Here is a 14,568-nt window from a genome sequence, read left to right as displayed (position 1 = left end):
AATGAGAGGCTTTTCTTTAGAACTCCGCCGGCGCTTTAAACGTCATTGGTGTGCCGTAGCTCGGGTGCGTGATGGTGAGCATCTCGGCATGGAGCTGAAGACGCGGCGCCATGGCAAGCGCTTCTGGCGTGGCATAGAAGCGATCGCCTAGAATCGGATGCCCCAGCGCCTGCATATGGACGCGAAGCTGGTGTGAACGCCCGGTAATCGGCTTGAGCTGTATACGCGCGGTATTATCCGCCGCATATTCCAGCACCTGATACTCGGTTTGCGCAGATTTCCCTGTCTCGTAGCATACCTTCTGCTTTGGTCTGTTAGGCCAGTCGCAAATCAGCGGCAGATCCACCAAACCTTCTTCCGATTGTGGATGGCCCCAAACGCGAGCCACATACTGCTTTTTCGGCTCGCGTTCACGGAACTGACGCTTCAGCTCGCGCTCTGCCGCTTTGGTCAGCGCCACCACGATCACGCCGCTGGTTGCCATATCAAGCCGATGGACCGATTCCGCCAGCGGGAAGTCGCGCTGAATGCGCGTCATCACGCTGTCTTTGTGCTCGTCAAGACGTCCCGGAACGGACAGCAGGCCGCTGGGCTTGTTAACCACCATGATGTGCTCATCCTGGTACAGGATAACCAGCCAGGGATCGAGAGGCGGATTGTAGGGTTCCATCAGCATTTACTCTGCATCCTTCAAGCTGCAGCCGCGTTGGCTGCTCTCACTTATCCCAGTCACTGACTTTAGTCAGCTCCTGGGAATTCTCTCTTTTGCCGCCTTGCTACAACTCGAATGATTTGAGTAAAGCGACGCATATTTACTGGTGCGTCACAACGATCAAACGCAGGGCATCAAGACGCCAGTTAGCCTGGCTCAACGCTTCCATCACCTGCTGGCGATTGGTTTCGATAGCCGCAAGCTCGTCGTCACGAATGTTTGGGTTAACGGCTTTCAACGCTTCCAGACGGGACAGCTCAGCGCTCAGCTTCTCATCGGCTTCTTCACGAGCTGCGTCGATCAGCGCCTGTGCCGCATCGGCAACTTTCTCTTCCGCCACCTGCAGAATAGCGTGCACGTCGGACTGCACCGCATTCACCAGTTTGCTGCCGGTATGGCGGTTAACCGCGCTGAGCTGGCGGTTGAAGCTTTCAAACTCCACCTGCGCCGCGAGGTTAGTGCCGTTCTTATCCACCAGCATGCGCACCGGCGTCGGCGGCAGGAAGCGATTGAGCTGCAGCTGTTTAGGCGCTTTGGCCTCAACAACGTAAACCAGCTCCAGCAGCAGCGTGCCCACCGGCAACGCTTTGTTTTTCAGCAGAGACAGGGCACAGCTACCGGTATCGCCTGACAGGATCAAATCCAGGCCGTTGCGGATGATCGGGTGTTCCCAGGTCACAAACTGCGCGTCTTCGCGGGACAAGGCGACGTCACGCTCGAAGGTGATTGTGCAGCCGTCTTCCGGCAGGCCCGGGAAGTCAGGGACCAGCATATGGTCGGACGGCGTAATAACGACCATGTTGTCGCCTCGATCGTCCTGGTTAATGCCGACGATATCAAACAGGTTCATGGCAAAGCTAACGAGGTTAGTGTCGTTATCTTGCTCGGAAATGGCTTCTGCCAGCGCCTGCGCTTTTTCACCGCCGTTGGAATGAATTTCCAGCAGACGGTCGCGGCCCTGCTCAAGCTGCTGCTTCAGGGCATCGTGCTGCTCGCGGCACTGCTTGATCAGCGCGTCAAAGCCTTCGGTATTTTCCGGGGCGGCGAGATATTCGATCAGCTGCGGATAGACGCTGTCATAAATGGTGCGGCCGGTCGGGCAGGTATGCTCGAAGGCGTCCAGACCGGCGTGATACCAGTCCACCAGGACCGACTGAGCGGTTTTTTCCAGGTACGGAACGTGGATCTGGATGTCGTGCGCCTGGCCAATACGGTCGAGACGGCCAATACGCTGCTCCAGCAGGTCCGGGTTAAACGGCAGGTCAAACATCACCAGCTGGCTGGCGAACTGGAAATTACGGCCTTCTGAGCCAATCTCGGAGCACAGCAGGACCTGAGCGCCGGTATCTTCTTCCGCAAACCAGGCTGCAGCGCGGTCTCGTTCGATGATGGACATGCCTTCATGGAAGACGGCTGCGCGGATGCCTTCGCGCTCACGCAGAACCTGCTCAAGCTGGAGTGCCGTCGCGGCCTTGGCGCAGATCACCAGCACTTTCTGCGAACGGTGGCTGGTCAGGTAGCCCATCAGCCATTCAACGCGTGGGTCGAAGTTCCACCAGGTGCCGGTGTCGCCTTCGAACTCCTGATAAATCTGCTCCGGATACAGCATATCCCGGGCGCGATCCTCCACGGACTTACGCGCGGCCATAATACCGGAGACTTTAATCGCCGTCTGGTACTGGGTTGGCAGCGGCAGGCGAATGGTGTGCAGTTCGCGTTTCGGGAAACCTTTCACGCCGTTACGGGTGTTACGGAACAGCACGCGGCTGGTGCCGTGCCTGTCCATCAGCATGGAGACCAACTCCTCGCGCGCGGCTTCACTGCCTTCGCGATCGCTGTTGGCGGTTTGCAGCAGTGGCTCGATATCCTGCTCGCCAATCAGCTCACCCATGGTATTCAGCTGCTCATCGGTTAAGCGATCTCCTGCCAGCAGCAAGGCGACGGCGTCTGCAACCGGGCGGTAATTTTGCTGCTCGTCGACGAACATGGCGAAATCATGGAAGCGATTTGGGTCCAGCAGGCGTAAGCGCGCGAAGTGGCTTTCCATGCCCAGCTGTTCAGGCGTGGCGGTCAGCAACAGGACGCCAGGAACATGTTCGGCCAGCTGTTCAATGGCCTGGTATTCACGGCTGGGCGCATCTTCGCTCCACACCAGATGGTGAGCTTCATCGACAACCAGCAGATCCCACTCCGCTTCGCAGAGGTTTTCCAGGCGCTGTTTATTGCGGCGCACGAAGTCCAGCGAGCAAATGACCAATTGTTCGGTGTCAAACGGGTTGCTGCTGTCGTGCTGGGCTTCCGCGTAACGTTCATCGTCAAACAGCGCGAAGCGCAGGTTAAAGCGGCGAAGCATTTCGACCAGCCACTGATGCTGCAGTGTTTCCGGTACTACAATCAACACGCGCTCGGCGCTACCGGCCAGCAGCTGCTGGTGGATGATCATCCCGGCTTCAATGGTTTTACCCAGGCCAACCTCATCCGCGAGCAATACGCGCGGCGCATGGCGGCGGCCAACATCATGAGCGATGTTCAGCTGGTGAGGGATCAGGCTGGTGCGCATCCCGCGCAGGCCGCTCCAAATCTGGCGCGACTGTTCGCTCTGATATTTGCGGGCGCGGAAACGCAGCGCAAAGCGGTCCATACGGTCGATTTGCCCGGCAAACAGGCGATCCTGTGGTTTGCTGAAGACCAATTTGCTGTCGAGAAACACTTCGCGCAGCAGGACGTCAGACTCTTCGGTATCGAGACGGGTGCCGAGGTAGGCGAGTAAACCCTTTTCTTCCTTAACTTCATCAACTTTCAGCTGCCAGCCTTCATGGCTGGTAATCACATCGCCTGGGTTAAACATCACGCGGGTGATCGGGGAGTCATTTCTGGCGTACAGACGATTTTCACCCGTTGCCGGGAAGAGCAGGGTAACCATACGCGCATCCAGCGCCACCACGGTTCCCAGTCCCAGTTCGCTTTCGGTATCGCTGATCCAACGTTGACCAAGTGTAAAAGGCATAAGTTTTCGGCTCTATTTCAGTGACTTAAATTTGCAGGCAATAGCATGGCAACCGCGCACAGGCGGCGCAGTTGTTTAAAATTGGGTCTAAGGATTCGAAGAAAGGGCGCTATGGTACTGGATGGCAACGGATTCGTCACGCACTCGTCATGCTTCAAATTACGGCGGCGCTGGCTGTACGCTCTTAGCGCCTCGCCGTAAGCTGAGTTATGTAGAGTATTTTTAAAATAGCCCCATCTGCCCCGTCATCAGTGTAGCAAAGTCGTCTTCAAGGAAGGGCAAAATCCCCTCGGCGACGGGCTGCAGCTGGCGAGTCAGGTAGTGGTCATAATCCAGCGGAGATTGCTGATAATCAACCGGCTCCGGGCCGCTCAGGGTCATGACATATTTTATCGTGCCGCGATTCTGGTATTGCGCCGGCCTGCCCAGACGTTGGTTATGTTCATCGGCAAGCCTGGCCGCACGAACGTGAGGCGGCACGTTTTTCTGGTACTCGCTTAACGGGCGGCGCAGGCGTTTGCGATAGATCAGCTGTGAATCCAGCTCACCCGACATCAGGCTAGCAATGGTCTCACGGATGTAGTCCTGATAGGGCTCACCGCGGAAAATTCGCCAATAGAGCGTTTGCTGGAACTGTTGGGCGAGGGGCGTCCAGTCGGTGCGCACTGTTTCAAGCCCTTTAAATACCATGCGCTGTTCGTCGCCCTCCTGAATAAGCCCGGCGTAGCGCTTTTTACTGCCCTGGTCCGTTCCCCGGATGGTGGGCATCAGGAAGCGGCAGAAGTGCGTTTCGTACTCCAGCTCAAGGGCGCAGTCGAGATTCAGCGTGGTTTTCAGATGCCGTTGCCACCAGGTGTTGACGTACTCAACCAGCTTCCTGCCAATCTGTGCGGCGTCCTTTTCGCTGTGGGCCTGTTTCAGCCAGACAAAGGTTGAATCCGTATCGCCGTAGATAACGTCATAGCCCTGGGATTCAATCAGCGCTTTTGTCTGGCGCATGATCTCGTGACCGCGCATGGTGATCGACGAAGCAAGGCGGGGATCGAAAAAGCGACAGGCACTGGTACCCAGCACGCCGTAAAAAGCATTCATGATGATCTTGAGTGCCTGGGAGAGCGGCTTGTTGCCGTGGCATTTTGCCTCGTCCCGGCCATGCCAGATCTGGCTCACGATCTCGGGCAGGCAGTGTTTGTCGCGGGAGAACCAGCCGCCAATAAACCCTTCAACGGAGTGCGTCACGTTCGGCTGGGCTGTACCTTCGACGAGGCCGACCGGATCGATTAAGAAGGTACGGATAATCGACGGATACAGGCTTTTATAATCGAGCACCAGCACCGAGTCATAGAGTCCAGGACTAGAATCCATCACATAGCCGCCGGGGCTTGCCTGCGGCGGAACCTCGCCCAGATTGGGGGCGACATAGCCTGCACGATGCATACGCGGGAAATAAAGGTGGCTGAAAGCCGCTACCGAGCCGCCGTGTTTATCCAGGGGGAGCCCGTTGACCGTCGCCCGCTCCAGCAGGAAAGGCATCAGCTCAGTCTTGTGGAAAATACGCGTGACCAGCTCGCAGTCTTTGAGGTTATAGGTAGCCAGCGCGGGTTTGTCTTCGGCAAAGCGGCGGTCGATCTCATCCATACGATCCCAGGGGTTATCAATCGACTTCCCTTCACCCAGAAGTTCACGGGAGACCGTTTCCAGCGAAAACGAAGAGAAATTCCAGAACGCCGATTTTAGCGCTTCGATGCCGTCGATAATCACCCGGCCCGCAAGTTGGGCAAAGAAAACGCCCTGCTTAAAGCCGTGCTCACGCCATTCTAGCGGGCTGTTGCCGCGGCCCAGGCGGAGCGGAACCTGGTAGCGTTCGGCCATTTTTTGCAGCACGCGCAGGTCAAACTGCACGACGTTCCAGCCGATCAGGACGTCGGGATCGTGCTCGGCAAACCAGCTATTCAGCTTATCCAGCAGCAAAGGGCGGCTGGCGACATATTCCAGCGTAAAGTCCAGGTCAGCAGCATCGCCGTTTTCAGGCCCCAGCATATAGACGTGGCGCTGCCCGCAGCCTTCAAGGCCGATGCAGTACAGCTCACCGTGCCGATTCGTTTCGATATCCAGCGAGACCCATTTCAACGGCGGACGGTATTCCGGGGCGGGTTTCAGGCGGGTATCCAGCAGTACATCGCCCTGAGGATGGCCGCTAAACCAAACCGGCGCGGTAATAAAGCGTTCCATCAGGAAGCGCTCCGGGGGGCGAATATCCGCCTCATAGACCGTCACGCCGCCATCGCGCAGGAGTTTCTCCAGCCGCATTAGCTGGCGGTGCTGCTGGCAATACAGGCCCGCCACCGGCTGGCGATGGAAGTCTTTGAGTTCGAGCGGCGTAAGGCGGAATTGGTTTTCACCGGCTAGCAGACGCTGCGCCTGGGCTAACTGCGCCTGGGGAATAAAGGCCACGGATTCCTGTGGCGGCAGGCGCACCTTAAGCGGGCCATCGTCCGTGGCCAGCCAGAAATCGACTTCGGTACCGCGCGGGGTGTCTCGCCAGTGCCTGGTCAGCAGAAACCCCTGACGAGCTTGAGACACGCTGCATTCTCTCTCAGGAAAAGTGTTTCGATTATAGCGCAAACAACCGTTACTTACTGCATTTATATACAGTATTGTTTGCCGGGTGTGCGAATTGTCCGGAACTTTACCGTCTATTCTTTATTCATAGAAATGAGACCTTGACGCCTGTCACGTTAATTCTGGAGAATCGCCCGCTCGCTCATCGACGGAAAGCTTATGGAAGCCTTACTGGAACACTTTATTACACAGTCAGTTGCATATTCGCTTATCGCGGTGATGCTGGTGGCCTTTTTTGAGTCGCTGGCGCTGGTGGGACTGATCCTGCCGGGCACGGTAATGATGGCCGGACTGGGGGCGCTGATCGGCAGTGGCCAGGTGAATTTCTATTATGCCTGGGGCGCCGGGATCGTCGGCTGTCTGCTGGGGGACTGGATCTCGTTCTGGCTTGGGCAGCGTTTCAAAGGGCCGCTGCACCGCTGGTCATTTATGAAGAAGAATAAGGCCCTGCTGGATAAAACCGAACACGCGCTGCATCAGCACAGTATGTTTACGATCCTGGTTGGGCGCTTTGTTGGCCCTACGCGCCCGCTGGTGCCGATGGTTGCTGGCATGCTGGATTTACCGCTGGCGAAGTTTTTGCCGCCGAATATCATCGGCTGCCTGCTTTGGCCGCCGCTCTATTTTTTGCCGGGGATCCTCGCCGGAGCGGCCATTGATATTCCTGCGGACATGAAAAGCGCCAGCTTCAAGTGGCTGCTTTTGGCGGTGGCTTTACTGCTTTGGCTGGCTGCATGGCTGTGCTGGCGTTGGTATCGCAGCGGTAAGCGTGGCTCAGATCGCCTGGCCCGCTATTTAACGCAGGCCCGACTAAACTGGCTGGCTCCGTTGATGCTGGTGGCGGGCATTGGCAGTTTTGTCGCCTTGCTGCAGCATCCCTTGATGCCGGTTTACTGGGACATCCTGCGGAAGGTGCTGTCGCACTAATTACCGATACCCAACAGCGCGGAGGCGCTTGCCTCGCCGCTGAGCAACATGCCCGTTTCACCGTCCCATGCAATGCGCCCGTCTTTTATCACGATGCTGCGGCTGGCGATGCGGGCGGCATCTTCAATACTGTGGGAGACCATCAGCAGCGCCAGCTGCTGCTCCCGGCACAGATCGTCGAGCAGCTGCAGCATCTCTTTGCGCAGCGCCGGATCCAGCGCCGAGAAAGGTTCGTCCAGCAGTAAAACGGGCTGCTGACGAACCAGGCAGCGGGCCAGGGCGACGCGCTGCCGCTGTCCGCCGGAAAGCTGAGACGGCAGACGGTCCAGCATGTCAGTTAACCCCACGCGTTCCGTTATTTCCCGCAGTCGCCGCTTCTGGGCTTCATTAAGTTTCATTCCCGGATGCATGCCCAGGGCGATATTTTGCCGGACGGTCAAATGGCTAAACAGATTATTTTCCTGGAAAAGCATGGACACCGGGCGGACTGAAGGCGGTGTCCGGGTGTGATCCACTCCGTCGATGACGATGCTGCCGCTGGCAGGCACCAGGAACCCGGCAACCAGGCCCAGCAACGTACTTTTCCCCGCCCCGCTTGGCCCCAGGATGGCGATTCGTTCCCCCGCCGCAACCTTCAGGGAAAAGCGCATGGGTAAGTGCTGGTACAGCCAGGTTACATCAGTCAGAGTTAGCATCTTGCCCCGGAAGTTTTTCAATCAAGGTAAACAGCATAAAACAAAGCAGCAGCAGAAGTAGCGCTGTGACCGCGCCGTCCTGGCTGCGGTAAGAGCCGATCTGCTGATACAGCCAGAAGGGCAGGGTTCTAAAGTCTTCGTTACCGAACAGTGCCACGACGCCGAAATCGCCAATCGACAACACGCAGGCAAATGCCAGCGCCTGGGCTATTGGGCGTTTCAGCGCTTTTAACTCAATAAATCGCAGGCGATTAAAGCCGCTGATATCCAGCGACTGGCAAAGCTGAGAGTAACGCTCCGCCACGTCTCGCATGGGGTTTTCGAGCACCTTTAAGGCGTAAGGAATCGCCATCAGCGCATTGGTAAAAATAACAATGCCGTCGGCGGATTGCGGCAGGCCCACGGTATTGTTTAACAGCAAGAAGAAGCCGGTGGCGAGGACGATGCCCGGCATGGCCAGAATCAACATGCCACTAAGTTCAATGGCCTGCCCGGCGAAGCGTTGGTTACGCAGCCGAAGTTCACGCGAACTCCAGAGCAGCATCAGCGTCAGCGTCACGCTGACAAGTCCGGCGGCAATGGCAATTCTCAGTGAAGTCCAGAGCGCGTTCCAGAGCGCTGGCTGGCGCAGCACGCTGCCCATGCTGCCGTTAATCCCGTCGACCATCACCGCCAGCAGCGGTGGGAGAAGCAGCAGCAGGGCGAGCATAATAAGCAGGCCATCGCTAAGTTTTCGGCGCAGAGAATCCTGCGGATCGCGCCAGCCCTGAAGCTGGCTGACGCCGACGGGAATCGCCTTGCTTAACTTCTGGCTCAGCAACACCAGTCCCAGGCAGCACGCCATTTGCAGCAGAGCCAGCAATGCCGCTTTGGCGGGATCGTAGTCGTAGCTTAATGCCTGAAAGATGGCCAGCTCGATGGTGGTTGCCTGCGGACCGCCGCCCAGAGAAAGCACGGTGGCGAAGCTGGCGAAGCAAAGCATAAAAATCAGGGCGCCAACCGGAAGTATCTGGCGGCGCAGCCAGGGCCACTCGACGAAACGGAAGAAATGCCAGCCCTGCATCCCCAGCTGTGCCGCCAGCTGACGCTGTTCCGAAGGGATAGTGTTCAGCGCCTGCAGCAGAAGACGGGTCGCCATCGGCATATTAAAGAAGACGTGCGCCAGCAGAATGCCCTGCAGGCCATAAGGGGAAAAGTGCCATTCAAAGCCCAGCCAGCCGCAGAGCGTGGCCAGCCAGCCTTCTCGCCCATAAACGGAAAGAATACCGAAAACGGCGACCAGCACCGGCAGTACCAGCGTCATGGCGCACAGCCTCAGCAGCGCCAGTCGGCCAGGAAAGCGGCGGCGGTAGAGCGCGCGGGCTAAAAAGATGGCCGGAAAAACGGAAAGTGCGGCGGAAAGAAAGGCCTGCCAGAAGGAAAAGCGCAGGACGTGCCAAAGATAGTCGTCCTGTAAGATGGCAAAGACATCCGTCTGTGGAGCGTTAAGCCACAGCGCCAGAAAAGCCGCCAGGGCTACCGCCACGACCAGCGTTGCGGCAAAGAGCCCTGGATACAGCCAGCCTGGTATTAGCGGCTGACGGCGCGTTGCCATTCATTGATCCATTCTGCGCGCTGGGTGGCCACCTGCTGAGGGGAGAATTCCAGCGTGGTTTGCGGCTTCACCAGGCTGTCGAAGCCAGCAGGTAATGCCACGTTGGTCACCGGATACATCCAGTTGCCGGTAGCAATGGTGTTCTGGAAACCTGGCGTGGTGATGAATTTGATAAATTTCTCGGCGAGTTCAGGCTGCTTACTGTTCGCCAGTCGGCCCGCAACTTCAACCTGCAGGTAATGTCCTTCGCTAAAGTCCGCGGCGGCGTAGTTGTCTTTCTTCTCTTCGATGATGTGGTAGGCCGGGGAGGTGGTGTAGCTCAGTACCAGGTCGGCTTCCCCTTTCAGGAATAAGCCGTAAGCTTCGCTCCAGCCTTTGGTGACGGTGACGGTTTTTTTCGCCAGCTTTTGCCAGGCTTCCGGGGCTTTATTGCCGTACACTTTTTGCATCCACAGCAGCAGGCCAAGCCCTGGGGTACTGGTGCGCGGATCTTCGTAAATGACCTTCCATTTTTGATCGCTTTCAACCAGCTCTTTCAGGCTTTTGGGCGGGTTTTTTAGCTTGTTCTTGTCGTATACGAAAGCAAAGTAGCCGTAATCGTAAGGCACGAAGGTGCTGTTCTTCCAGCCGCCTGGCACCTGAAGGACGCCGCTTTCAATATTAGAAGGCGCAAACAGTTTGGTTTGCGTGGCGGCCTCTACCAGGTTGTTGTCCAGCCCCAGCACGACATCCGCTTTGCTGTTCTTGCCTTCCATGCGCACGCGGTTCAGCAGAGAAACGCCGTCTTCCAGCGCCACAAATTTCAGCTCGCAGTTACAGTCGGCCTCAAAGGCTTTTTTCACCGCCGGGCCAGGGCCCCAGTCGGCGGCGAACGAGTCGTAGGTGTAAACGGTTAATACAGGTTTAGCGAAAACAGGCATGGCGGCCAGCGCCAGCAGCGGCAGAAATTTTTTGAACACTTTGCACCTCAGTAAAAGGGGGCAAAGGAATTGAGTTGAGTGTCTCAAATCCCTTCGCCGGCGTTATCCGGATCAGGTTCGACGGGTATTATCTCAGCGCGGACAAACTGTCCTGGCACCCCGTTGAGCAGGGAGGATTCTACTGATTTCCTTTGGGTTACGGAAGTAATGTTACGAAAGCGTTATGGGCCCGGTGGGGCAAACCAGGCTGACTTGAAATCAAACCAGCCTAGCGTGTTCATCCTCACCCCGCGCATACTGCGCTGGCCTTCAATGCGCAACCAGTGGTGAATCAATGGGATAACGTCATTGCGCTCCAGCATTTGCTTGCACCACTCAGGCAGAGCCAGCGTTTTGCTGTGCCAGCGGCGGGCATCGCCCTGCCAGTCGCCAGGGATGCATTTTTGAATCAGCGGGACTTCGTAAAGCTGGGCAAACAGAGAGTATTCCAGCGGCATGGTGAAGTTCACGCTGTTCAGCCAGATGTCGCTTTCGGCCTCGCCCTGATGCCACTCAGCATAGTCTATCTCCTGCACAACCAGCTTCACGCCCTGCTCTGCCAGTAATTCGGTCATGATGCTACTGATCACCCGGTGCTCTACGTGGTCGCGGTAGTAGGTGAGCGTTATGCTCTCCAGGCCGGCAGGTTTAGGGAGCAACGGCCCGGGCCTCGAATGGTGCCAGCGGGGGAGCAAACCATAAGCCGGGAACCAGTACTGCTGATACTGCTCTGTAGCGCGGTAGATAAGGTTAACCGGGGAGAGAATATGCCCAATCCACTGGCGTACGCTTTCGTCAACGCCAAGGCTGGATCGGCTGTCGAACAGCAGGTAATAGCAACCTTCTTCCGGACGGCTTTCGACGGCTTTTTCGCTGTCCGGCATGCCCTGCAGCTGCACGCCGCAGCTGGACTCCTCGCCAACTTCCGGCAGTACCCAAAAGTTGACCTCGTCAATGAGCGCCCGGAAGCCAAAGTAATCATCAAAGGCGTGGATCTTCAGCTGGTTGCGGTTGTTCCGTGCCACGGAATAGGGGCCCGTGCCGATGGGCTGGCTGGCGAAATTTGTCATCGTTGTCCATTCGCGCGGCAGGATCATGGCGTTCACGCTGCCCAACAGCCACGGCAGCCAGTCATCCGGCTGACTAAGGTGGATATCCAGTGTCCAGATAGTCGGCGAGGTGATTTGCGTGATATGGGCAAAAAGCGGCAGAGCGTTGATGCGCTGCAGGGAAGAGATGATATCGAGCATGTCCAGCTCGCGACCGTGATGGAAATGGATGCCTGGGCGCAGGAAGAAGCGCCAGCGTAAAGGGGAAATTTGCTGCCAGTGGTGAGCAATATCCGCTTCGAGTTCCCCATTTTCCTCATTTATTCGCGTCAGGCCGCTAAAAATCTGGCGGGCGATGTGGGTTTCAGAGCGACGCAGCGCCGAGCCAGGCAGCAGATTTAGCAGCGGGCGATAGTAAAGGACACGCAGAATATGTCGGCCCTGGCGAAAACTACGGCCAAGATGAGAAATCAGCATCTGGCGGACAGCGGCTTTGTCGCCGACGATTTGGACCAGCTGATCGATGCGATCCTGCTCCAGCAGATCTTCCGCCCGCTGCTGCTGAAGCGCCAGCCCGGTATAGAGGAAAGTGAGCTGTGAGCGCTTGCCTCGTCCGGCTTCCGCCTGCCAGCTTAGCCAGCCCTTTTCCTGCATAGCATTAAGCAGCGTACGCATATGGCGGCGGGAACAGCTCAGCAAATCCGCTAAATCATTCAGCGTGGTTTCCTGAGGTTTGCCTTCGCAGCATTGCCACAGGCGGATGAATTGTTGTTGCAGGCGTGACGAAGACATAAAAGAGGAACTCCTGGCGGAAACTCATCAATTTAACTCTCCCTATATTACGTCAATAATGACTGTCGATGAAGCGAGGAGGTGTTTATGAAGCGGTCATCACCTGCGAAGTTTTTCCAACAGTACTTTGCCGCAACACAGTTTGTTTGCTCTGGATGGCTGGCTCGCCTGACGGTGGAGCAAAGACTAAGGATGCTCGAAGACTTGATGCAGTGGGAGGTTACAACCCCGATGCCCGAGAACGCCAACGCGCCGACTCATGTGTGACTGAGTATTGGTGCTTTTCACCGGCCAGCAGCTGTTTACTGCTGGCTTTTTTCGTTTAATCTTTACGCATTTAACAAATACCCCTGACGACATCTCCTTTTAAGGACATTCCATGCTCTGGTTTTTGACCCGCGCACGCCGTTTTAACCCTGTTTACGCTGCCTTCATGGCCGTCTCTTTTATGATTGGCGTGGCCGGGGCGTTGCAGGCACCGACGCTTAGCCTCTTTTTAACGCGTGAAGTTGAAGTCAGGCCGTTTTGGGTCGGCCTGTTTTACACCGTTAACGCGATTGCCGGGATTGGCGTCAGTTTGCTGTTGGCCAAAAGGTCGGACAGCCGGGGCGACCGGCGAAAACTGATTATGGTTTGCTGTGCGATGGCGGTGGCGAACTGCGTTCTGTTTGCCTTTAATCGTCATTATCTGACGCTGATTACGCTTGGCGTGATGTTTGCCTCAATAGCCAATACCGCCATGCCGCAGATTTTTGCCCTGGCGCGTGAATACGCTGACCGTTCCGCCCGCGAAGTGGTGATGTTCAGCTCGATCATGCGGGCGCAGCTTTCTCTGGCGTGGGTTATCGGGCCGCCACTCTCTTTTATGCTGGCGCTGAAATATGGCTTTACCACGATGTTTCTTATCGCTGCCGGGATATTCGTTATTTCACTGGCGCTGATTATTTTCGCGCTGCCGTCCGTGCCGAGGGTTGAGCAGCCCGCAGAGGTGGCAATAACGCAGGTCAGCGGCTGGAAAGACAGTAACGTGCGGATGTTGTTTATCGCTTCGATGCTGATGTGGACCTGCAACACCATGTACATCATCGATATGCCGCTGTGGATAAGCCAGGATCTTGGGCTGCCGGATGAGCTGGCGGGGTTATTAATGGGCACGGCGGCAGGGATTGAGATCCCCGCGATGATCCTCGCCGGCTACTACGTGAAGCGCTTTGGAAAACGTAACATGATGCTGGCGGCGGTTGCTGCGGGCGTGCTGTTTTATGTTGGGCTGATCCTGTTTCACTCTAAAACGGCATTGGTGATCTTACAGCTGTTTAATGCGGTGTTTATCGGGATCATTGCGGGGATAGGCATGCTGTGGTTCCAGGATTTGATGCCGGGAAGGCCGGGATCTGCAACGACGCTATTCACCAACAGTATTTCAACGGGCGTGATTCTGGCTGGGATACTGCAGGGCGCGCTAGCGGAAGGTTTTGGTCACTATTCTGTTTACTGGCTGATGGCGGTGCTGGCGCTGGTCGCGCTGTTCCTGACTAGCCGGGTTAAGAACGTTTAAAATTTTCCCCTCTCATGAGCGAGAGGGGAAAATGAATTACCGCATAAACGCTGGCAGTTTTTGCTCGTAGCCAGAAATAGCGGTTTCGTGCTGCAGCGTCAGGCCGATGCTGTCCAGGCCGTTCAACATGCAGTGACGGCGGAAGCTATCCAGCTCGAACGAATAGCTTTTCTCACCCGCCTGAACCGTCTGGGCTTCAAGGTCGACGACAAACTTAATGCCGGGCTGGGCATCGACCAGCTTGAACAGCTCATCAACCTGCTCATCGCTCAAGATAACCGGCAACAGCTGGTTGTTAAACGAGTTGCCATAGAAGATGTCCGCGAAGCTTGGCGCAATGACCACTTTGAAACCGTAGTCGGTTAATGCCCACGGGGCGTGCTCGCGCGAAGAGCCGCAGCCGAAGTTTTCACGCGCCAGCAAAATAGAGGCGCCTTTAAATTCCGGGTAGTTCAGCACGAACTCCGGGTTAGGCACTTGCCCGGCATCGTCCAGAAAACGCCAGTCGTTAAACAGGTGGGCGCCAAAACCGGTGCGGGTGACCTTCTGCAAAAACTGCTTCGGGATAATGGCATCGGTATCGACGTTCGCCGCGTCCAGCGGAACGACCAGGCCGGTATGTTGGATAAATTTCTCTGCCATGGTAGTTCCCC

11 protein-coding genes and 1 riboswitch are annotated in these 14,568 nt (G+C 56.7%); of the genes, 3 read left to right on the top strand and 8 right to left on the bottom strand.

What is annotated here, in order from left to right:
- Nucleotides 1-16: 16 nt before the first annotated feature.
- From rluA to polB, 3 genes are all read right to left on the bottom strand, one after another.
- Entirely contained in the window at nucleotides 17-676 is a 660-nt protein-coding gene (gene rluA / locus F3J28_RS13515) for a bifunctional tRNA pseudouridine(32) synthase/23S rRNA pseudouridine(746) synthase RluA (RefSeq protein ID WP_166876839.1), read from the bottom strand.
- A 136-nt stretch (nucleotides 677-812) separates the two neighbouring features.
- On the bottom strand, nucleotides 813-3,719 hold the full coding sequence (gene rapA, locus F3J28_RS13510) for an RNA polymerase-associated protein RapA (RefSeq protein ID WP_166876836.1): 2,907 nt from the start codon (nucleotides 3,717-3,719) through the stop codon (nucleotides 813-815).
- 222 nt (nucleotides 3,720-3,941) lie between these two features.
- Nucleotides 3,942-6,302 carry a DNA polymerase II gene (polB, locus tag F3J28_RS13505; RefSeq protein ID WP_166876833.1) on the bottom strand — a complete coding sequence of 787 codons (2,361 nt, stop codon included), beginning with the start codon at nucleotides 6,300-6,302 and terminating at the stop codon, nucleotides 3,942-3,944.
- 198 nt (nucleotides 6,303-6,500) lie between these two features.
- On the opposite strand from polB, the gene F3J28_RS13500 reads away from it, so the two are divergent.
- Nucleotides 6,501-7,268 (top strand): DedA family protein, encoded by a 768-nt coding sequence (locus F3J28_RS13500; protein ID WP_166876831.1) that lies wholly within the window; start codon nucleotides 6,501-6,503, stop codon nucleotides 7,266-7,268.
- On the opposite strand, the gene thiQ is transcribed toward F3J28_RS13500, so the two are convergent.
- The 4 genes from thiQ to sgrR form a co-directional block, all read right to left on the bottom strand.
- On the bottom strand, nucleotides 7,265-7,963 hold the full coding sequence (gene thiQ / locus F3J28_RS13495; RefSeq protein ID WP_166876828.1) for a thiamine ABC transporter ATP-binding protein ThiQ: 699 nt from the start codon (nucleotides 7,961-7,963) through the stop codon (nucleotides 7,265-7,267). The genes F3J28_RS13500 and thiQ overlap by 4 nt on opposite strands.
- Nucleotides 7,947-9,557 (bottom strand): thiamine/thiamine pyrophosphate ABC transporter permease ThiP, encoded by a 1,611-nt coding sequence (gene thiP / locus F3J28_RS13490; RefSeq protein ID WP_166876825.1) that lies wholly within the window; start codon nucleotides 9,555-9,557, stop codon nucleotides 7,947-7,949. The genes thiQ and thiP overlap by 17 nt, the downstream gene beginning before the upstream one ends.
- Nucleotides 9,533-10,516, bottom strand: a complete 984-nt coding sequence (gene thiB, locus F3J28_RS13485) for a thiamine ABC transporter substrate binding subunit (RefSeq protein WP_166876822.1) — start codon at nucleotides 10,514-10,516, stop codon at nucleotides 9,533-9,535. Before thiB ends, thiP begins: the two co-directional genes overlap by 25 nt.
- A 31-nt stretch (nucleotides 10,517-10,547) precedes the next feature.
- Nucleotides 10,548-10,649, bottom strand: a riboswitch (TPP riboswitch).
- Nucleotides 10,650-10,698: 49 nt separating this feature from the next.
- Entirely contained in the window at nucleotides 10,699-12,357 is a 1,659-nt protein-coding gene (gene sgrR / locus F3J28_RS13480) for an HTH-type transcriptional regulator SgrR (RefSeq protein ID WP_008461747.1), read from the bottom strand.
- An 87-nt stretch (nucleotides 12,358-12,444) separates the two neighbouring features.
- Between sgrR and sgrT the strand changes: the two genes are divergently transcribed.
- Both sgrT and F3J28_RS13470 read left to right on the top strand, forming a co-directional pair.
- Nucleotides 12,445-12,624: a glucose uptake inhibitor SgrT gene (gene sgrT, locus F3J28_RS13475; protein WP_008461749.1), complete on the top strand. Its 180-nt coding sequence runs from the start codon at nucleotides 12,445-12,447 to the stop codon at nucleotides 12,622-12,624.
- A 112-nt stretch (nucleotides 12,625-12,736) separates the two neighbouring features.
- Nucleotides 12,737-13,915: a sugar efflux transporter gene (locus F3J28_RS13470; RefSeq protein ID WP_166876819.1), complete on the top strand. Its 1,179-nt coding sequence runs from the start codon at nucleotides 12,737-12,739 to the stop codon at nucleotides 13,913-13,915.
- Between the two features lie 36 nt (nucleotides 13,916-13,951).
- Here F3J28_RS13470 and leuD read toward each other — a convergent pair whose 3' ends face one another.
- The gene (gene leuD, locus F3J28_RS13465; protein ID WP_166876816.1) at nucleotides 13,952-14,557 is read right to left on the bottom strand and encodes a 3-isopropylmalate dehydratase small subunit; all 606 of its coding nucleotides are present in this window, start codon (nucleotides 14,555-14,557) and stop codon (nucleotides 13,952-13,954) included.
- Between the last annotated feature and the right edge of the window lie 11 nt (nucleotides 14,558-14,568).

Source organism: Enterobacter sp. Ap-1006, assembly GCF_011752835.1.
Taxonomy (GTDB): Bacteria; Pseudomonadota; Gammaproteobacteria; order Enterobacterales; family Enterobacteriaceae; genus Cedecea.
This window is presented reverse-complemented; position numbering and strand designations above follow the sequence as displayed.